Raw genomic sequence first — 20,647 nt, forward strand, 5'->3', positions numbered from 1 at the left:
CCATCGAATGAGACAACGACCACAACAGCATTAACACCAGTACCAAAGCAGGAAATAGCACATACATTACCTGCTAATAACGGTATGTTTGATGGCGTTTATCATAATTGGAAAGGTACACCATATCGTTATGGTGGCTCGTCGAAAAAGGGAATAGATTGTTCTGCTTTCGTTCAAGTTGGTTATTCCAGTGTTTACCAGAAGTCGTTGCCACGAACAACGTTAGAATTAGTTAAAAAGGGTAAACAAGTTAAGCGTCATAATGCAAAAGAAGGTGATTTAGTCTTTTTTAGGACTGGGCGTAATTCACGTCATGTGGGAATTTATTTAGGTAATTTAGAATTCTTACATGCATCACAATCAAAAGGCGTTATTATTTCTCGCTTAGACAACCCATATTGGCGACGCCATTTCTGGCAAATTCGTCGCTTAGATAAATATTAAAAACTAACCCAGCAACGCATCATTCTTTGTGATCGAAAGAATAATTACGTCGCTGGGTTTTTTATTATTTCATCTCAACCCATGCTAAACGGGCAAATAATCCTGGCGGTGTTACTAATCCTGCCGTTGTACTTTGAATCTTACCATTCTTAATCATTAAAATTGTCGGTGCTCGTGAGAGTTTCCACTGACGAGTTAATGCTCTGTTGTTATCGTTCACAACAGCAAAGTTATAGCCTTTCGTATGCAAGTAAGCATGTAAACGACGATCATCACCAGACTGCATAGCAATGGTTACGATCTTAAGGTTTGCCCATTGTTGGTTATTTAGCCAGTTAATAACAGGAGAAACGACCTTACAACTGCCACACCATGTTGCCCAGATATATACCAGTACTGTTTGATTATAACTGTCTTTAAATATATCAACTTTCTGATTATTAATCGTAGTATAAGTAGGTTGCGATGTTGATATCTGCATTTTATCTAAATTACGATTGCGCCACGCTTCTAATGCACTACCCGCAATCATAGCTAGAATGATAAGTATAATAATACTTTGAATCCATCGTCGTTTTGTATGACGAGGCTTTTTATTAGTATCTGATGACATTATTTTCCTGCTTCTTTTAATGCACTAAGAACACTTTCACTTGATAAAATAACGGGTAACTCAATACCTTTAGGGGCATTAGGGCCATAGACAATATTAAAAGGCACACCAAAACGACCGTGAGATTGGAGGAATCCAGTTACGTAATCTGACGGTTTAGTCCAATCACCACGCATTAGAACAATATTTTTATTATCCAGTGCTGAATAGACGGGTTCTTGTAAAATCACTCCGATTTTATTGGCCTTACAAGTAATACACCATTGTGCAGTCACATCGACAAAAACAGTTTTACCTTGTGCAACTTCGGTCGCTATTTTCGCTGTATCTAGTGGGATCCAGTGATGATCATCCGGTAGCGGTGTTGACCATTTATTCGCGGTGAGGCTACCTGTAAATAAACTTGCACCCGCACCAAGCAACATTACAGCCAAGGTTATAATAACAGTTTTGCGTCCTTTTTTACGGCCTAGTAGCCATAAGATAATGACTAAGATAACAGCACCTAATCCCCATACGGCTGAGGCATTAAAGAAGCTGGTCATTAAACTTAGTAACCATACTGATGTTGCTAGCATCATTAAGCCAAATAACGTTTTAACACGATCCATCCATGCGCCAGGTTTGGGCATTAATGTTGCTAATTGTGGGAAAAGGGCGATTAATAACCATGGTGCAGCCATACCAATTGCCAGTGCGGTAAAAATAGCAAAAAGGGTAATTAAATCGGCTCCTAAGGCAAACGCAACTGCGGTACCTAAGAATGGTGCGCTACAAGGGGTTGCAAGTAATGTCGCAAACATACCTTGGATAAAGTGACCTAAATGAGAACTATCCCCTTTAGTCGCTAGCCATGTGTTGGTATTACTTGAGAGACGAATTTCAAATAAGCCCAACATATTGGCACCAAATAGCACCGTAATTGCGATCATTGCGCCAATAAACCATGGGCTTTGGAATTGAATACCCCATCCTAGCGCTTGGCCTGATAATTTCATTACCGTTAAAAATACAGCTAATAACCAGAATGAAACAATGATACCAGCAGCTGAGGCTAAAAACTGAGTTCTAATTTGACGACGGGCAAGTCCTTGAGCTGAAATAACACTACTTAACTTCATTCCTAATACTGGTAACACACACGGCATAATATTAAGAATCAGACCACCAAGTAAGGCTAAGCCAATTACTTTTAGAATATTGCCATTAGTTGAAGGAATATTCACGGGAAGATCTGTTGCTGTTGCTGTCATTTCAACCGCAATATCATGATCACCTATTGTGACATGAAGTGGTTGTCCTACGAGCTTAGGTGTACCAAACCAACTGGTGACAGGTAACGTTGCATATAGCGTATCACCTTTGATGGTTGTTGTTGGCTTGAGAAATGACGTATCTTTTACTGCTTGTGTATCACCGTCAATAATGACATCAGGCTGCTGCCAACCGGTGCTGTTTGTTGCCACTACGGTGACTTTTTTTTCTGCTTTATTATAAGAAACCGCTTTTAAGGTTACTGCTGGTGATGTTTTCGGAACCTGACTTTCGCCCTTATTGTACAAAAACATGGCTTCTGTAGAGGGTAATAATTTACTTGGGATAAAATCAAATGAAAGTTCGTAATCGGTTAAAACACAAATACTTGTACATGATGACATGGTTAATTTACCAGAAAGGAACACTGGTTTCGTCATGTCTTTAACATGGATAGAAAGCGGGAAAATAACATCATGTTTATAGCCAAGGGTTTCAACACCTAAAAACTCATAACGCTTAGGTAAAGGCCACTGCCAGTCGACATGACTAATATTCGATGAGGTTTCCCAATTGATACTAGGTGCAACGCCACCTTCACCTGGTGAGCGCCAATATGTTTTCCAATCAGTATCAAGTTTAATTTCAAGCAAACCTTGAACAGTATGTTTGGCGGGATCTTGCTGTCCTGTTAGCATCAGTCTAACTTCAACAGGGGGGTGCTGTGGATTAGTTACCCAACCCGTACTGTGTTGTGGCGTTGCTGCTGCTATTGATGAAAAGGTAATGCCAAACAAGGTTGTGAGTAAGGCAATGGTTAAATAGAAATATTGGTATAACTTTTTCAATCTAGAGCTCCAAATAAACAACGCATAATGATGATTTTTGCAGTATTTAACGCTGTTCTGTCTGTGATTTTTTGTGTTGAACTAAAGTGTTGTCTGCGTAAAAGTGATGAGCCTTTGGTAACGTTATACATAAGACCGACAAGAAGCAGACTTTATTTCATTAAAAATAAATACGGCCCCATTGTCGGTAATTTATGCCATCAGAACAAGTCAGGAGAGGGGGAAAGTCGACGGTTCGTATTATTTTTAAGTTATAACATATAACGCTGTTATACTTTTCTGAACAGTAGCTTGATACGGGTACTAAATGTGACTTTATTGTGGTTTTTTCCCAAGTAGTATGACTGCATTAATTGGCATCGAAGTACTTCTTGTGTGGTATTAAGCGGTGCAGAGGAGATAGTTTCTGTATTTTGTAACAGAAGCTGAGCTTGAGTTTCGGCTTGCTCATTGCTGTAACTGTAATCAATGCTAGATGCTCCTTGTACCATTAGCCATAAATGCGTTAGTGCCAGAAGATAGTCTTGCTCTTGATGAGTAAAATATGCGGCATAATCAGTACCAACAGTAGCATTAAAAACCGCTTTCATTTTTGTTGCAGCTGTCTGTTGATAGATCCATTGCTGTTGAGCTTGTTGTTGGTGTAGGGTCATAAACCCAAGCAATAAATTGATTGTTGTGCTGTCAGGACGTTGTTGGCAAACATGATCAAAATGTGTTGATGATGTGCTAATAAATTGATCCAATTGTTTTTTTATTGCCGAATCCACAGGCAAATCAGCCATGCCAAGTAATAATAATTGCTGTTCTAATGCTGACATGTTTATAAGTTCTTATTGAGGAATGATGAAAGAGTAGCATGTTCAGAGTTTACGGTAGAAGGATTAAATAAGGTTGAGTATCAGTTAACTTTTATTGGAAATAAAATAATCAAAATTGACTTTTTGTATACTGTTTTTTTATTGGTATTGTATAAGGTCTGACGACAGTAGAGTAATCATGATGTGTTAGTGGTATCTACAAGAATAAAAAAGGGATTATCCAAATCTATCACGTTGAAACTTATTGCTTAATGACATTAATAAAAAATCTTATATGCCCAATTTGTGGTAATATAAAACACGATGATACTAAAAAACAATCATCTTACGGTGATTTTACCACCGTTATTGGCACTGATTCAGGTCAATTCAGTGCTCAGTTAGTTAATGATTTCCTTGTTTATAGATGACAGTCTAAATAATGTACTGACGGTTGTTTATAATTAGATCTTATTGATATCAGTTATATTTATTACATTTTTGAATGTCTAAATTAGCTGGTTAGGAAGTTGGGTTATTGTAATGATTAATAAAGAAACAATTGTGAATAAAAATAATAAATTTATTGTTGGTTGGCGTGAAATCGCCGCTTTACCTGATCTTGGTGTCGATGATATTCATGTCAAAATTGATACAGGAGCACGTAGCTCTTGTCTCCATACTTTCAAAATTGAAGAGTTTACTCAAGATGATGAGCTATGGGTGAAATTTTGGCTGCACCCTATTCACAATAACACGGATATTGAACAGGTTTGTATGGCAAAGGTTGCTGACAAACGTGTTGTAAGAAACTCTGGTGGCGATGAACAATTGCGCTACTTTATTGTTTCAACTATTGATTTTAATGGTCAACAATGGCCAATCGAAATATCGTTAACAAGTCGTGACAATATGGCATTTCGTATGTTACTTGGACGAACATCTATGCATGGTCGTATTATTGTTGATCCAGAAGCCTCTTACCTTATTCAAAGCAAGGAAAAGTAATAGTAATGAAAATCGGTATCTTATCTCGTAATCAGTCATTGTATTCAACGTCTCGCCTTATTGAAGCGGCAGAGCTGCGTGGCCATGAAATCAAGGTGATTGATGCACTTCGTTGCTATATGAACATTAATTCTCAAAAACCCTCTATTCACTTCAAAGGTGAAGATTTAGTGGATTTTGATGCCGTTATTCCACGTATCGGTGCATCAGTGACGTTTTACGGTACAGCAGTATTACGCCAATTTGAAATGATGGGTGTTTATACAGTTAACGAATCTGTTGCGATTAGTCGTTCTCGCGATAAATTGCGTTCAATGCAGTTATTATCACGTAAATGTATTGGTATGCCTGTGACAGGTTTTGCAAGTAAGCCTGATGATGTTAAAGACCTACTTGATATGGTCGGTGGTGCACCGGTAGTGATTAAGCTACTTGAAGGTACACAAGGCATTGGTGTTGTATTAGCTGAAACACGTAAAGCGGCTGAAAGTGTTATTGAAGCATTCATGGGCTTAAAAGCAAATATCATGGTGCAGGAATACATTAAAGAAGCGGGCGGTGCTGATATCCGTTGTTTCGTTATCGGTGATAAAGTGATCGCTGCCATGAAACGCCAAGGTGCTGAAGGTGAATTCCGTTCTAACTTGCACCGTGGCGGCAGTGCTGCATTAGTTAAAATTACTCCTGAAGAGCGTAAGACGGCGGTTGCTGCTGCAAAAATCATGGGATTAAGTGTTGCTGGTGTTGACTTACTACGTTCAGAACGTGGTCCATTAGTGATGGAAGTTAACTCATCACCAGGCCTTGAAGGTATCGAGAAAGCAACAGGTAAAGATATTGCCGGTATGATTATCGAATATATTGAAAAACATGCATCTAAAAAAACAGCACTACGTAGCAAAGGCTAAGTAAGTACTGTTTTGTATATTTTAGGCCCTTCATGATGGTATTCATGAAGGGCTTTTTTTTATAAGTGCTTTTCTATTGGTAACGCGCCAGCCAGCCACGCTCCTATCTTCAGCATTGAACTGCTATCTGGCTCAGAATCGAATTGTTTACCAGTAATATCATCCGTCCAAATAATGTCGTTATTGTTATCTAATGATAAACGATAAGCACTTTTTTCTAGAAGTTGATCTAAATCAGCATAAAATATATCAGAGAAGGCTTGAGAGTCGACAATGACACCTAGCTCGGTATTTAGATACGCTGATCGAGGATCAAAATTGAACGATCCAACAAAGACTTTTTTACGATCAATAATAAATGTTTTAGCATGCAAGCTTGAGCGAGAGTTACCTAACCATGAGTGCTTTTTCTTAATATTAGGATCGGTTTTGATTTCATATAATTTGATCCCACTCTCAAGCATTTCTTTACGGTATTTAGCATACCAACCATGCACGGCAAATACATCATTTGACGCTAATGAATTAGTTACGATGGTAATATTTAAGCCACGTTTAGCCGCATTGACGAGTGCTTTTACTCCCGCTTCTGTTGGTACAAAATACGGAGAGATAAGTAAAAAATCAGTTTTTGCTTGGCTAATCATGGTTGATAAATGATGCAGCAATAAATCATCTTGGCTATTTTTTACTTTATAAGGCGTATCATAAACAAGTTCAGCGTCGGCCCAATAAAATGGCAATGTTTGGTTAGATAATTTTTTTGCCATTGGGTGTTGTTTTAATGAACGTGCATAATCAGAGGTTAAATACTGCTTTTGTGCTTTTTTCCATTGCTGCAATTGGTCTGCGGTTGGCAAGTGCGCATCAGTGACTAACATTTCAATTGGTGTTGCAGGTTTACTGTTCCAATATTCGTCAAATTGACGTGAAACCTGAGGAATAATTTTTCCCATCATTAATAAATCAAAGTCACCAAATTCAACATTATTATTAGCAGAGAAGTATTCATCACCAATATTTCGTCCACCCGTTATGGCAAAGACACCATCGGCAATGATTGCTTTATTATGCATACGTCGATTTAAACGATCAAAATCAGTTAAAAAACTTAATGGTTTAAAACTACGATTACCAAAAGTATTAAATAAACGAACTTCAACATTAGGATGTGCTGATAAATTGGCTAAGAATTGATCATCACGGTTTTGCATATCATCTAAAAGTAAACGTACACGTACTCCACGTTCTGCGGCTTGGTATAAGTACCATGTGAGTAAATGACTCGTGGCGTCATCGCGGTAGATATAATATTGCACATCCACTGTTTTTTGAGCACTTTCAATAATAGCTAATCGAGCAAGTAGCGCTGCTTGGCCATCACCAAGAGGGTAAAAGGCCGTTTTATTTGGATTTGCTTGAATATAAGGTAATGTTTTTTTTAATAAAGTGGTGTTGTAGTTGTCAACGTTACTGTAAGTCGCTGTTTTTGTCGTTGATAATGGCTGTGCACAACCGATGAGGGTTAAGGTGCTGATAGCAATAAATGAGCGAGTAAAAAATTGCTTGAAACGAAGAAAAGTGATCATTAGAAAACATGTTTCTGAAAAAAGTGAAGCGATTTTACCTGTAATTATGGTGAAGTGCTTTAGATAAATCGTAATTTGTAAAATTTTCTAAATTAAAAATAGTAATTCTTAGTTATGCGTGAATTATATGTCAGTGTTGACACTTTTAGGGTATAAAAAAGTCCAAAACACCGATGGTTGTTTTGGACTTTTATTTTCATCAATATGATTAGAAATATTTAATTAGCGAGTGGTGGTATACCATGCCATTGGTAGTGATTGTTTGGCTTTTTACTTACAATCCCTTGATCAAGCAGTTGATGAAAAATAGCATCAACTTCATCGGTCGTTAGTTTGAGTAATTGGCTCACCGCTCGTTTACTGCAATTAACTTGATTTTTACTTAATGCTTCAATTGCTTGTTCATACATCGTTTTAGGTGGCTCTGGTTCCACTTCTTCTACAATAATCTCATCTGCATCATCAATATCGCTAATGGATGATGTTCCTACCATTGATGGGTCAAAATGCGTTAATAATTGCGGCTGATCTTGAAGATTATAGCCATTAACTGACATAAGCTGTTGACGTTTAAATTGGTAACGGAAGCGATTTTCTTCACCAATCAACCCAACAAAAAAAGCAGCAAAAAAATCAAGCAATACTGATAGGAAAATAACTAATCCCAGTTGTGCAGCTTGGTTACTCACATTGAAGGTAGTTGCAAGGCTATCAATTAATCCAAGCACTGAACCTTGGCCTACAATTGGTGTTGTATCACGTTCAATCGCTATTTGTTGTTGCTGTTTGCGTAATGCTTCATTTTCTTTTTGAATACGGGTAACACCAGAAGCAATACGTTCCATTTGGATGTATTTTTCTGCGGCGACATTATTAAGATCAATTTGTTTTTCAATGGCTTGAATTTGCATATTAAATGCATTGATCTTACTTTGTTGAACATTGGCCTCGCTGTGTGCTTTATTGGTGGCACTGTTTATTCCACCGACTGAGCCGCCGATAGAAATTGCCGCTAATACAGCATAAAAAGTAAATGCAGTGAAGGTACCACTGTAGTTGCGTCGTGCTTTACGCTCTCCGACTTCGTACCATGCAAAAAATTTCCCCAATTCAAAAATGACAGCTAAGCCACCAAAAAGAAACTTCATTAAGGGATCGTCATCAATAGATAAAAACAACAACAGTGAAAACACGATTGAAGCAAGAATAGCGGCACCTGTGAAGCTATAAACACTCCACATTGCGAAAATCCCTTTAGGGAAACGTACTGGTATATTTTGGTTGAAATGCATAAAAATATCTAAGTAAGGAGCATTTGTTCAGCTGGTCGCACTATAGCGACAAGCATATAAAAGAGCTCTAGGATACAGTAAAATGCTTGTTAACCCCTTATAAAATCGAGTAATTAAAAAGCCATTGATGTTATTTTGTTCATTATTGCCATTGTTGTTTGAATAACAATCCAAAAGTGTGAATGTAAAAATAATTATTAATAACTTCTAACATATAATTAATTATGACAGCGAATTTCAGTGCGTTAAATTAACCTGATATATACCAATATGCTTAAATTGAGTAGCAATATAAATATACTAGTGTGAGGCTATGTTTGATATAAATGAGAAGAACTGACTATTTTATGACTACACTTAACACATGACTATTTTTATAGGGTATCGGTAATGTTTTTTGTCAGTCAACATCAACGCCTTAACCCGCAACAAAATATTAATGATATCGCTTTTTTTGAGCAAGCATTACCCAATAAAATGTTGCTGCACTCAACTTTTATTTATGTGGAAGAAGGGTATTTCCAATGTGTGTGGGAAGCGGAAAATAGTGATATGTTATTACAATATATTAATACGGCCGTCGGCGATGAATGCCAAATTGAGTGTTATAATGTCGATCCTTTTACGGCAATTTAATAATTTTTTCGTAGTATTGTTACCGTGCTGTTTTATTAGTGTTTGAATGATGATTGTTTTTTGTTTTCATTAATGGTTTTAGTGTCTTTTGTGTGATTACGATCACTTTCATTGTGTATAAATAGTGACACTCAGCGCAAAAAAATATTCTATTAATAATATTATCTATACCATAAATAAATATTAACAATATAACTTATGGTGTGAGTGATGAATAAAAATCCTGTCTGTATTGCGATGCTTGTTGCTGGTTTGTGTGTGAGTTCGTTGTCTGTTGCTGCCGATTTGCCTAATATCAAAATTTTAGCAACGGGTGGAACCATTGCAGGCGCTGGACAATCAGCAACAGAGTCTGCTTATACGTCGGGCCAAGTTGGCATTAAATCATTAATTAACGCTGTACCTTCAATGACAAAAATTGCGGATGTTAGCGGTGAGCAAGTTGTTAATATTGGCTCGCAAGATATGAATGATCAGGTGTGGCTTACTCTATCTAAACGTATTAATGAACTATTAGCACAAGATGATGTTGATGGTGTTGTTGTTACTCATGGTACCGACACCATGGAAGAAACCGCTTATTTCCTAGACTTGACTATTAACAGTGATAAGCCAGTCGTGCTTGTTGGTGCAATGCGACCATCAACGGCGGTGAGTGCTGATGGTCCAGCTAATTTATATAATGCTGTTGTGACGGCTGTTGATAAAGACTCAAAAGGACGCGGCGTATTAGTCGCAATGAATGATACAGTGCTAGATGCACGTGATGTCACAAAAACCAATACTACGGCCGTTGATACTTTTCGAGCACCTAATTTTGGTTCGTTAGGTTATATCCATAATAGTGATGTTATTTATCAACGTGCGCCTGAGCGTCATCATACAACAGCAACACATTTTGATGTATCGAAGCTGACCACCTTACCAAAAGTAGGCATCGTTTATAATTACTCCAATGCGTCAGCATTACCTGTAACTGCGTTAGTGAATGCTAAATTTGATGGTATTGTCAGTGCTGGTGTGGGTAATGGTAATATGTATAAAGCTATTTTTGATGAATTAGCCAAAGCAAGTAAAGAGGGGACAATGGTTGTACGTAGTTCACGAGTTCCTACAGGTTCTACGACACTAGCCGCTGAAATTGATGATGCGAAATATGGTTTTGTTGCAGCTGGAACACTCAATCCACAAAAAGCACGTATTTTATTAATGCTATCGCTAACACAAACAAAAAATTATAAAGATGTTCAAAAGATGTTTCAGTATTACTAAACGTCATATTTAAAGAACAACACAACAAGACATAATATTAAGTCTTGTTGTGTTTTCTGTTTCAATTTAGCTATTATTTAGTGCTTGCTTGTAGATCACTGATTGCTTTTTCTAGAGCATCAGGATTGTAACCATTAATAATAGTAATATTATCGGTAGTGATATTATTTGTTGGCATCACAATTAATGCAGGGGTGCCTTGGAAACCTAATTTACTAAATAACTCAAAGTTATTCATAAAGGTATTATTTGCATCAAATTTAGACACATCAATACCAACGCTTGTTGCGATACTATTAATATCTTGTTTGGTTAATTTACCTTCATCTTTACCTGTTGCAAATACGGCATTATGGTATTTAGCGTATGTTGCGCCACCTTTTTGTTGGTAGATCCAATTACCCATATCGGCAGCATATTTTGATGCTTCCCAACGTGATGCAAAGATAGGTGTTTCTTTAAATATGAATTTTACATCTGGATTTTTTTCTTCTAATTGCTTGACGGTATCTGCAATTTTAGAACAATACATGCATTGGTAATCAAAGAATTCAATCACATTTACTTTAGCGTCTTTAGGGCCAATAAAGGGTGTTGCTTTATCATTTATAAGCTGTTCAGCATTTGCAATCACGACTTTTTTAGCTTCAACTTGTTGAGCTTGCATCTGTTGCTGTTGCAATGTCTGAGACGCTTTTACTAATACATCGGGATGATTAATAATATATTGACTTGCAATTTTCTCAATTTGTGCTTTTTGTTGAGCTGTAAAGTTGTCACTGTTATTGGCTGTTGTTTCATTACAACCGGTAAGTAATGCACCTAACATAATTGGTAGAAGTAATTTTTTCATCGTATTATCAATCACTATAAATATTTATTGGTCAGAATATCATTTAGAGTAATAATAAAGTAACTTAGTTCAAGTTATTTCAGTAAAATGTCAATTATTAGCAATTAAAAGTAGTAAATATTAATATATTTAGTTAAATTCCATCAAAGTAATTAAATGTTATTTTTTGCTTTTGTTTTTTATGGATCTTATATTCCAGATAAAATAACGATTTAATGTGATAACTATCACTTTATATATAAATATGAATCGTTAGATTATCAATTCAATTTTTTTGATTATTGATTCTAAAATGAAAAAGACATTTACTGCGATTACTATTTCTTCTTTGCTTGCTTTGAGTCTTGTTTCTAGTTCTGTAATGGCTGAGCCAAAAGTACCTGCGACTGAAACAGGATATAGCACTATTCAATTAACACAAATGGGACAGCCTAAAAGTGTTCATTGGGTAACAGTGGAGCAAATTGCTCAGCAATTAAAAGGCAAACCACCAATGGCGGTAGGTTTTGATGTTGATGATACTGTATTATTTAGCTCTCCAGGTTTTTATCGTGGCAAACAAGTCTTTTCTCCAAACAGTTTTAGCTATTTAAAAGATCAAAAATTCTGGGATAAAATGAATTGTGAGTGGGAAAAATTCAGTATTCCAAAACAAATTGGTAAAGAGTTAATTGCTATGCACCAAAAGCGTGGCGATGATATTTACTTTATCACTGGTCGCGATCCTTCAAAATGTGAAATCACCACACAATATCTAAAAGATGTGTTTGGTATTAAACATATGAATAAAGTTATTTTTGCAGGTTCTAGTAAAACAACTAATACTAAGACACCTTATATAAAAGCTGAAAATATTAAAGTTTATTACGGTGACTCTGATGGTGATATCACAGCCGCTCGTGATGCTGGTGCTGTGGGTATTCGTGTTATGCGCCCGGCTAACTCAACTAACCGTCCTATTGCTAAAAATGGTATCTATGGTGAAGAGGTTGTTGTTAACTCACAATACTAGTTGTTATTTATAAGTACAATCTTGGGGTTTTATTTACATAATAAATGCCTGATCTATTATCAATAGATCAGGCATTTTTATATTCAGTCATTGGCTTAGAACGTTGAGACTTTGGGTTAATATTTATAAGCGTAATGAGTGTGGTAGTATTGGCCGACATAAAACCAGCGTTAAAAGAGGTAAATATCGATGCTAGTGATTTCTAATGCTGTGAGTTTAGGTGATTGGGAGATTGAATTAACAGCTATACGTGCTCAAGGTGCGGGTGGACAAAACGTTAATAAAGTATCAAGTGCTATTCATTTACGGTTTGATATCAAGCGGTCATCTTTACCTGAATTTTATAAAGAACGATTACTAAAATTATCAGATAGTCGTATAACTAAAGATGGCGTGATTGTTTTAAAGAGCCAACAACATCGCACTCAAGAAATGAATAGAGAAGAAGCCTTATTGCGTTTAAAACAGTTGATTCAGAGTGTAATGACGGTGCAAAAAGCGCGCCGAGCAACAAAGCCAACTAAAGGATCTCAAGTTCGAAGAATGGATAAGAAAAATCAACGGGGCCAGACCAAGCAATTGCGTGGCAAAGTACAAATGTAAATAAGAAAGAATCAGTAAGGTTGTTGCCGTTCGTTTAATGGAATATTTAATGTGATATTGACTGCATTATCATACGAGTTTTTAGGCGTCATTGTCGCTATCTATTAAAATCGAATTCTATTCAAGATCAGTAAGAGAAGAGCTTATTGATCAACACATGCGCTACTGATTTGGTGAACAAGGATGTTTGAAAAAAAGACGTTGCAACTATTACAATTATTTTATCGTGAAACTGAGCGCGTACGCTTACTTGATATTGATCAATTACCTGTATTAGGGGTTGAACAACAACCTGTGATGAACCTATGGTTAGAGACTAAGCGCAATTTTCAACGCGATGAAATTTATCAACAATATTGGATTAAAACGTGTAGTGCTGGTTATATCACTGAATTACGGTTACATGCTGATGGTACTTTAGATGAATATACGCTGTTTAATCGTCTACATACTCAAGGACGGTGGCAATTAGTTGATGGCGTTATCGAGATAGAGATCATTAAAGGTGATAACTGCTATCGCTGTGCTGTATACGCCAATCGTTATATTAATATTCATTCCGCTATCGAATATAAAAATGATCAACTTCATTCTTATTTAAAATTGGCGCAAACTCGTCCGATTTAGCGATATATAATCAATTTTTTGTTTAATAAATAGACTTCCAAAAGTGATTAAAGTTAGTACACTAAGACTTATCAGTGAATATATTAGGACACAAGGATGAGTATAATAAAAAAGGTGGCGATTGTTGGTGGTACGCACGGCAATGAATTTAGTGGTATTTACTTATTACGTAAATGGCAGCAATCAACAGCATTAACCCGTGATAGTTTTAGTGTTGAAACCGTATTTGCGAACCCTAAAGCGCACGATGATAATAAACGTTATATTGACCATGATTTAAATCGTCAATTTAATTTGGCTGACTTAGCCAATAATGATCTAGCAAGCTATGAACAGAGTCGCGCCAAAGCGATCAATCAACAGATTGGTCCTAAAGGTGATGCTCGCATTGATTTTATTATCGATTTACACAATACCACCAGTAATATGGGGCCTTCTTTAATTCTACTGCAATCTGATAGCTTTAATCGTCAGATGGGGGCATATGTTAAAATGCAGATGCCTGATGCTGTAGTCGTATTTGAAGATCATACCCCAGTTGAACAAAACCATTTCCTTAGTACTATTGCATTACAGGGCGTTATTGTTGAAGTTGGGCCGCAGCCACAATCGGTGATCCGTCAGGATATTCTTGATTGGATGGATGAGATGACAACGCATATTCTTGATTTTGTTCATCTGCATAATACCAATGAACTTATTCCTTTAATTCCAAGCTATGAAGCATTCCGCTACCACGAAACACTGTCATTGCCAGAAGATGAGCAAGGACAGCGTATTGGCATGGTTCATCGTTCAGTGCAAGATAATGATTTTAAACCGCTACGTAATGGTGATCCAATCTTTACTTTGTTTGATGGCACAGAAGTGTATTGGCAAGGTGATTACGAAGCGTATCCTCATTTTATTAATGAAGCCGCTTATTATGATAATAATCTAGCGATGTCTTTGGCGAAGAAAATTGTGATGGAAACCCATGGTTAATTTGTTTGGGTGATAGCTAATTAGTATGTACGATTACGCCTCAGGATACTGAGGCGTAATAAAATGGCTCACTGTGATCTATTTGATGATTTAACAACGACAATTGGCCGATCATCGATAATGGCAACGTGTGAATCAACATCAAATACCGACCAAATTAAAGGGGGTGTAATCGTTGTTATTGGATCGCCATAAGCAAAAAGCTGGCCTTGGTGCAATGCTGCCACTTTGGTTGAATATTGAATGGCCAAATTAAGATCATGAATAACCATTAATACACAAGCTTGAGTTTCTTGACTGTATTTTCTTACAAAATCAAGAAGCTTCATTTGGTTATGCATATCAAGCGCCGATGTCGGTTCATCAAGTATCAGCACTTTCGGTTGGTTAATAACGGCTTGCGCAAGCCCTACCATTTGGCTTTCACCGCCAGATAATTCAGTACACACTTTATTGGCTAAATGTAAAATTCCCATTTGTTTTAATAATTGTAAACTTTTTTCTGCACTATTCGCTTTAGCAAATAAAGAATGTGATCCCATATTTAACGTGGTGATCAATAATTCAACCACGGTAATGGTGGCTGAAATACGGTGATCTTGAGGTAAGTAGCCAATATTCTCTAATGTTAACGGCTTTCCATGCAGTAATATTTGATGTGAATGTTGACGTAGATTTTGGGTAATATGTCGCAGTAAGGTTGATTTACCAGCACCATTTTTACCGATAATCGCCACCATTTCGCCTAAGGCAATGGCGGGTAGGGATAAGTTATCTAAGATTACGTTATTGTCAAATGCGACTGAAATATCATTAATTGCAAGTGCCATTAAAAACGCCCCCCTTTTTTAATGATCAGATAAATAAAGAAAGGAATACCGATGATCGACATCACGACGGTTAATGGCAAAATAATACCGGGCATAATGCTTTTACTAGCAATAGAAGCAAGCTCAAGCAATACTGCGCCAACAAGGAAGGAGGCGGGTAGGAAGTAACGTTGATCTTCGCCTAATACCATACGGGCAATATGAGGAGCAACCAGCCCAACAAAACCAACAGCCCCCACAAATGAAACTGCTAGCGATGTGATGACAGAGACTAATAATAGCGTTTTGATACGTAAGCGTTTAACGTTTACTCCCATTGCTTGAGCACGTTCATGACCAATTTTAAGGGTGGATAATTGCCAAGCATCTTTCATCATGATGACCAATACAATCGGTAATACGATCGCAAGTACGGTAATTTTGGCCCAACTGCCGCGATCAAGTGATCCCATTTGCCAAAACACTAATGTTTGTAATTGGGTTTCACTAGCAACGTATTGCATCATGGTCAGTAAACTGTCGTAGGCAAACATTAACGCAATACCAAATAGCATTACGCCTTCAATTGAAATTCGTTTTACTGATGAAATAGCGGCAATTAAAAAGGTGGTTAATAAGCACATAATAAATGCCATTAACGCTATTTGATATTGTGGTGGAATGAAGGGAATCGCAATAGCGTTCGTGATCACTAATGATGCCCCAAACCCCGCGGCGGCTGAAACGCCAAAAGTATAGGGATCGGCAAGGGGGTTGTTCAATGTGGTTTGCATTTGTGCGCCAGCTAAGGCTAAAGCACCACCGATTAATGGTGCCATTAACGCCATGGGCATTCGAATATCCCAGACAATAATTTTACTGGCAATATCACTGGTTTGAGGATGGATCAATGCGTGGATAACTTGAGTAAAACTTAGCCCTTGTGAGCCAATGAAAATATCCGCAATAACACAAATAATACTGAGTACAAAAAAAACAGCTAAGGCCACTTTTTTGTTACGGTTACGAATGTTATGAGTATTTAACTCCAGTAGAATTGAGGTCATTACTGCATAGCCTTAAAGTTATTCTGACCAAAATCACCACTGATTGTGCGATGACCAAATTGCTTATTCATTTCTTCAAAGGTCTGTTCTGGATTTAGATTTTTAAATACGTTGGGGTGGATCCATTTAGCAAAGTATTCCATGGCGACTAAGTTATACGGTGAGTTATAAAATGGCATATAAATCGAATAAACATCTTTGGTTTGATAAGCACTGACAGCTTGTAACCAATTACGATCCATTAATGCTGATGTGGCTATTTTTATCGCGGTGGGGTTAGGGGTGTAACCTAATGGAATGCCATGCGTTGGCTGACCCTTATCATTAATCCAGCCAGTGGTTTGCATAATATAAACATCAGGTTGAGCTGTGATCACTGTTTCTGGTGACATTTGCCCAGTTACTGCGCCTTTTAGTGGTTTATCTGCAATATTAATCGCTTTTAAGAACGGAATATAAGCCCCCATATTACCGCCTGCAAATGTGCGACAACAGGAATCGCTGTAACCGGCCGCCCGCTCAATAAAGACCTTTTTGGGCTTCAGATTGGGGGATTGGGCTAATGCTTGCTCAATATTGGCAATATGAGTGAGGTAATAATGAGCAAATGCTTGTCCTTGCGCCTCTCGACCGACGGCTTTCGCTACTGTTTCAACCGATTTTACAGTGTTCTTAATTGGATTTTCACGAAAATCAACCGCGATAACTTTAATGCCCGCTGCGTTTAATTTTTTTAATAAACCGTTATCTTGTGCCAATTTAATATTGGAGAGATCAACGATAAATAAATCAGGTTTTGGTTTTAAATTAATGAACCGTTCAGCATCAAATTCACCTGATTTTATCAACCCAATTTTAGGTACATGCTTGAGTGAAGGATATTGTTTGATGTAGTTGGCATACATACTGGGTGCAGAAAACTGCATATCATCGCGTGCAGCAACGAGGTGTTTGGCTGCATTTTGTTGATAAATAATTTCAAGTAAAGGAAAAATACGGCTAGTTGAGAGAGCAATATTTTGTGGCTGGTGGTCAAAGGTAATAGCACGCCCGGCCACATCAGTTACGGTAATAGGATAAGCGGCTGCAAAAGAGTTTAATGACCAAAAAGTAGCAGCACAAAGTGTAAGGATTTTTAGTTTAGTTCTCATAATGATACCCACAGAGAATGATTTTTGTGAATACTAATGAGAATAATTATTATTTTGAACTGTGATAAATGCAAACTTACAATGCAAATATAAATGATTTCGATTACTATTTGCGTGTTGGTGATGTAAATTGCATGAAATTGGTATAAATGATTTGAGATTTAGGTCGCAATATGAAAAAGTCGGAGTACTTGTTTTTATCAATCAAAAAACATAACAATATTGATTATAATAAAGTTATTAACCATTACATGCCTTAATGCTCAGCAGTAATGAGAGATAACAAGGAGGAACGGCTATGTCATTAGTTATACCAATGGTTATCTTTATGCAGCAACATTTAGTCGCTGAAGGCAGTACACTTGTTGCAAAAAAAATGCAGTATGATCTTAACAGTCGACAACTCTTTTATGGTGTTAGTCCTGAAAAACGTCATAAAATATTTCAATTAGCGATTACGCATACCAGTATTGATAATATTGAAAACTACCATCGCTTATTATTGTGGTTATGGTCTGGGGTTTATCGAGAAGAACGCTATTTAGCCTTAGATGCTGGTGAGTATTATCCTGAATATCAAACGCTCGCTTCTTTTGATGTGTATCTTGAAATGTTAGAAACGGCGGATAATATTGATATTTTAGATCGTCTTGTGACTAACCTAATAGGTAAGGTGATACAGCAAGACAAAGATTTAGAACGTTATCTTATTCAATGGCGTGAGTCTGACAGTGTTTGGCTAAAAAGAGCGTCAGTATTAGCGCATTTACATCATAAACAACACACAAATACGACGCTTCTCAGTGAGACAATTTTATTTCTAGCGGCTGATAAATCACAGTTAGTACAACAAGCGATGGGACAAGTGTTAAATGCTTATCGTGACGTTAATACGGCTTTTGTTGATAACTTCATAACAAATAATATGACCCGTTTAACGCCACTTTGCCAACGTGAAGCAAGAAAACTCACAATGATGGTAAATAATACAGTTGAATAAAATTACTGGTGTTTAGATGCTTGTTGCTATCTATATTGATCTTTTTTTGCTACAACACCTAACGAAATTAACGTCTATTCAATTATGGGTAGGCGTTATGGTTTTTTAATGTTTAGTGTGGGTTTTTCAATGCAATTATATCAACAAGATGCCGTCGAGTGGCTGTCTTCATTAGCCGATAATAGTATCGATCTTTTGATCACTGATCCTCCGTATGAGTCGTTAGAAAAGCATCGTAAAATTGGTACAACCACGCGGCTAAAAAATAGCAAGTCTTCAAGTAATCAGTGGTTTGATATTTTTCCTAATCAACGATTTCAAATACTATTAGAACACGCTTATCGTGTTTTAAAGCCTAATAGCCACTTCTATCTTTTTTGTGACCAAGAAACCATGTTTTATATTAAGCCTATTGCAGAGCAAGTTGGGTTTAAGTTTTGGAAACCGATTGTATGGGATAAAGTCGCAATAGGAATGGGATACCATTATCGAGCTCGTTATGAATTTATTCTTTTCTTTGAAAAAGGTAAGCGTAAATTATCTAATTTGTCTATTCCTGATGTGCTTGAATTTAAGCGAGTTTACCGTGGCTATCCAACAGAAAAACCAGTGCCTTTGATCGCAACGTTAATCGAACAAAGCTCAGTTATTGGTGATGTTGTCGCTGATCCCTTTTTTGGTTCGGGTTCAACGTTAGTTGCCGCGCAACAATTACAACGTCAAGCATGGGGTAATGATATATCAGATGCTGCGCACCAACATTTGCGTAGTCGAGTACAGCCAACATGATAGTGGTTGGTTGATTTAAGCGATTGATTGTGGTTGTTGGTAAGGGTGCAGTAAATGAAGAACTTTGATATAAATTTATTACGTATATTAAACGTGTTGTTGGAAGAACAAAGTGTTACAGCTACCGCAGCACGACTTCACCTTAGTCAATCGGCAGTAAGTAAACAGTTAGCAAAATTACGTCAAACCTTTGCCGATCCTTTATTTGAACGAACGCCTTATGGATTACGGCCAACGCCGAAAGCGCTTTCATTGTCTGATTCTGTTTATGACATTTTACAACAAATTAATCAGCTAACACGTGCAGAGCTATTTGATCCAGCACTTAGTCAGCGTCAATTTCATATTGATTTAGTCGAAACGGCATACTCATTAACATACCCTCGATTTATGCCGCAGATGCTACAGCAAGCCCCTGATATTAGTCTAACCAGTCAAACATGGAATGATGATAGTTTGCAGCGCTTACTTCGCTGTGAAATTGATTTCGGAATTGGTATTTTTGAGTGGGATGAACGTTCATCCAGTCATTATCGTAATGTACCCTCATCGTTAAATTATATTGAGCTAGCACGTGATTATCCGGTGTGCTTAATGCGTAAAGGACATCCGGCGTTGAGTGAGCCTTGGAATTTAGATGCCTTTCTAAAATACCGTCATCTACAAGTTAGCATTGGCGGGTTAAAGCGGTGGCTACTTGATGAAATTTTAGCACTTGAGAATAAGCAACTCGATAATGCGGTAAATATGACGGATTTTTATGCAGCAGTAAAACTCTGCGAACAAAGTGATCTCTTTATGTGCTACCCCTCAGCGGCAGTATTAGCAAGGATAGATGAAACAGAGCTTGTTAGTCGTCCTATTCCGATTGAACTTGAGCCTGGTGGTTACTTATTATTATGGAATAAACATTTTGATTTGGATCCTAGCCATCAATGGTTACGACAACTTATCACTAATGGAGCTAATGTTAGCTTGAAAAAATAAAGGATCACAAATGAAAATTCATTGCTCATGTTTTATAATCGAAGAGGCTAGTATATTAACCTTAATGGCGTATCGTATTTAAATATAGTGTAGAGATTATA

Annotated in this window: 21 protein-coding genes; 12 read left to right on the forward strand and 9 right to left on the reverse strand. The window is 37.1% G+C overall.

The window, feature by feature from the left end:
- The first annotated feature begins 84 nt into the window (after positions 1-84).
- On the forward strand, positions 85-444 hold the full coding sequence (locus C9I86_RS10005; RefSeq protein WP_080156523.1) for an NlpC/P60 family protein: 360 nt from the start codon (positions 85-87) through the stop codon (positions 442-444).
- Between the two features lie 64 nt (positions 445-508).
- Here C9I86_RS10005 and C9I86_RS10010 read toward each other — a convergent pair whose 3' ends face one another.
- From C9I86_RS10010 to C9I86_RS10020, 3 genes are all read right to left on the reverse strand, one after another.
- Positions 509-1,057, reverse strand: coding sequence for a thioredoxin domain-containing protein (locus C9I86_RS10010; RefSeq protein ID WP_080155715.1), 549 nt, complete (start codon positions 1,055-1,057; stop codon positions 509-511).
- Positions 1,057-3,159, reverse strand: a complete 2,103-nt coding sequence (locus C9I86_RS10015) for a protein-disulfide reductase DsbD (RefSeq protein WP_107276264.1) — start codon at positions 3,157-3,159, stop codon at positions 1,057-1,059. The genes C9I86_RS10010 and C9I86_RS10015 overlap by 1 nt, the downstream gene beginning before the upstream one ends.
- A 269-nt stretch (positions 3,160-3,428) precedes the next feature.
- Positions 3,429-3,980, reverse strand: a complete 552-nt coding sequence (locus C9I86_RS10020; RefSeq protein ID WP_080155717.1) for a hypothetical protein — start codon at positions 3,978-3,980, stop codon at positions 3,429-3,431.
- Positions 3,981-4,502: 522 nt separating this feature from the next.
- Between C9I86_RS10020 and C9I86_RS10025 the strand changes: the two genes are divergently transcribed.
- Together C9I86_RS10025 and rimK are read left to right on the forward strand one after the other, a co-directional pair.
- Positions 4,503-4,967 (forward strand): ATP-dependent zinc protease, encoded by a 465-nt coding sequence (locus tag C9I86_RS10025; RefSeq protein ID WP_080155718.1) that lies wholly within the window; start codon positions 4,503-4,505, stop codon positions 4,965-4,967.
- 5 nt (positions 4,968-4,972) lie between these two features.
- On the forward strand, positions 4,973-5,875 hold the full coding sequence (gene rimK / locus C9I86_RS10030) for a 30S ribosomal protein S6--L-glutamate ligase (protein ID WP_080155719.1): 903 nt from the start codon (positions 4,973-4,975) through the stop codon (positions 5,873-5,875).
- Positions 5,876-5,934: 59 nt separating this feature from the next.
- Here the strand turns inward: rimK and C9I86_RS10035 are convergent, their stop codons facing one another.
- Both C9I86_RS10035 and C9I86_RS10040 read right to left on the reverse strand, forming a co-directional pair.
- The gene (locus C9I86_RS10035; protein WP_107276265.1) at positions 5,935-7,464 is read right to left on the reverse strand and encodes a phospholipase D family protein; all 1,530 of its coding nucleotides are present in this window, start codon (positions 7,462-7,464) and stop codon (positions 5,935-5,937) included.
- A 218-nt stretch (positions 7,465-7,682) separates the two neighbouring features.
- Positions 7,683-8,756 (reverse strand): Preprotein translocase subunit SecY, encoded by a 1,074-nt coding sequence (locus C9I86_RS10040; protein WP_080155721.1) that lies wholly within the window; start codon positions 8,754-8,756, stop codon positions 7,683-7,685.
- A 390-nt stretch (positions 8,757-9,146) separates the two neighbouring features.
- Here C9I86_RS10040 and C9I86_RS10045 point away from each other — a divergent pair, with 390 nt between their 5' ends.
- On the forward strand, positions 9,147-9,392 hold the full coding sequence (locus C9I86_RS10045; protein WP_080155722.1) for a hypothetical protein: 246 nt from the start codon (positions 9,147-9,149) through the stop codon (positions 9,390-9,392).
- Between the two features lie 210 nt (positions 9,393-9,602).
- A complete protein-coding gene (gene ansB / locus C9I86_RS10050; protein ID WP_080155723.1) occupies positions 9,603-10,664 on the forward strand; it encodes an L-asparaginase 2 in 1,062 nt (353 codons plus the stop codon).
- Between the two features lie 73 nt (positions 10,665-10,737).
- On the opposite strand, the gene C9I86_RS10055 is transcribed toward ansB, so the two are convergent.
- The gene (locus C9I86_RS10055) at positions 10,738-11,517 is read right to left on the reverse strand and encodes a thioredoxin domain-containing protein (protein WP_107276266.1); all 780 of its coding nucleotides are present in this window, start codon (positions 11,515-11,517) and stop codon (positions 10,738-10,740) included.
- A gap of 292 nt (positions 11,518-11,809) precedes the next feature.
- Between C9I86_RS10055 and aphA the strand changes: the two genes are divergently transcribed.
- The 4 genes from aphA to C9I86_RS10075 all read left to right on the forward strand — a co-directional run bounded on the left by aphA (position 11,810) and on the right by C9I86_RS10075 (position 14,743).
- Positions 11,810-12,529, forward strand: coding sequence for an acid phosphatase AphA (gene aphA, locus C9I86_RS10060; protein WP_080155725.1), 720 nt, complete (start codon positions 11,810-11,812; stop codon positions 12,527-12,529).
- A gap of 189 nt (positions 12,530-12,718) precedes the next feature.
- Positions 12,719-13,132: an alternative ribosome rescue aminoacyl-tRNA hydrolase ArfB gene (arfB, locus tag C9I86_RS10065; protein ID WP_080155726.1), complete on the forward strand. Its 414-nt coding sequence runs from the start codon at positions 12,719-12,721 to the stop codon at positions 13,130-13,132.
- A gap of 183 nt (positions 13,133-13,315) precedes the next feature.
- On the forward strand, positions 13,316-13,759 hold the full coding sequence (locus C9I86_RS10070; protein WP_080155727.1) for a hypothetical protein: 444 nt from the start codon (positions 13,316-13,318) through the stop codon (positions 13,757-13,759).
- 96 nt (positions 13,760-13,855) lie between these two features.
- Positions 13,856-14,743 carry an aspartoacylase gene (locus tag C9I86_RS10075; protein ID WP_107276267.1) on the forward strand — a complete coding sequence of 296 codons (888 nt, stop codon included), beginning with the start codon at positions 13,856-13,858 and terminating at the stop codon, positions 14,741-14,743.
- Between the two features lie 68 nt (positions 14,744-14,811).
- On the opposite strand, the gene C9I86_RS10080 is transcribed toward C9I86_RS10075, so the two are convergent.
- The 3 genes from C9I86_RS10080 to C9I86_RS10090 are packed head-to-tail and all read right to left on the reverse strand — an operon-like array spanning position 14,812 to position 17,770.
- Complete coding sequence (locus C9I86_RS10080) at positions 14,812-15,573, reverse strand: ABC transporter ATP-binding protein (RefSeq protein WP_080155729.1); 762 nt, start codon at positions 15,571-15,573, stop codon at positions 14,812-14,814.
- Positions 15,573-16,619, reverse strand: coding sequence for an iron ABC transporter permease (locus C9I86_RS10085; RefSeq protein WP_080155730.1), 1,047 nt, complete (start codon positions 16,617-16,619; stop codon positions 15,573-15,575). Before C9I86_RS10085 ends, C9I86_RS10080 begins: the two co-directional genes overlap by 1 nt.
- Positions 16,619-17,770, reverse strand: a complete 1,152-nt coding sequence (locus C9I86_RS10090) for an ABC transporter substrate-binding protein (RefSeq protein WP_107276268.1) — start codon at positions 17,768-17,770, stop codon at positions 16,619-16,621. Before C9I86_RS10090 ends, C9I86_RS10085 begins: the two co-directional genes overlap by 1 nt.
- Before the next feature lie 298 nt (positions 17,771-18,068).
- Between C9I86_RS10090 and C9I86_RS10095 the strand changes: the two genes are divergently transcribed.
- The 3 genes from C9I86_RS10095 to C9I86_RS10105 all read left to right on the forward strand — a co-directional run bounded on the left by C9I86_RS10095 (position 18,069) and on the right by C9I86_RS10105 (position 20,546).
- Positions 18,069-18,770: a DNA alkylation repair protein gene (locus C9I86_RS10095; RefSeq protein WP_107276269.1), complete on the forward strand. Its 702-nt coding sequence runs from the start codon at positions 18,069-18,071 to the stop codon at positions 18,768-18,770.
- 129 nt (positions 18,771-18,899) lie between these two features.
- Positions 18,900-19,559, forward strand: a complete 660-nt coding sequence (locus C9I86_RS10100) for a site-specific DNA-methyltransferase (protein ID WP_080156524.1) — start codon at positions 18,900-18,902, stop codon at positions 19,557-19,559.
- A 54-nt stretch (positions 19,560-19,613) separates the two neighbouring features.
- Positions 19,614-20,546: a LysR substrate-binding domain-containing protein gene (locus tag C9I86_RS10105; protein ID WP_080155733.1), complete on the forward strand. Its 933-nt coding sequence runs from the start codon at positions 19,614-19,616 to the stop codon at positions 20,544-20,546.
- Positions 20,547-20,647: the final 101 nt, after the last annotated feature.

Origin of the sequence: Photobacterium sp. NCIMB 13483 (assembly GCF_003025475.1) — a bacterium.
Lineage (GTDB): Bacteria > Pseudomonadota > Gammaproteobacteria > Enterobacterales > Vibrionaceae > Photobacterium > Photobacterium piscicola.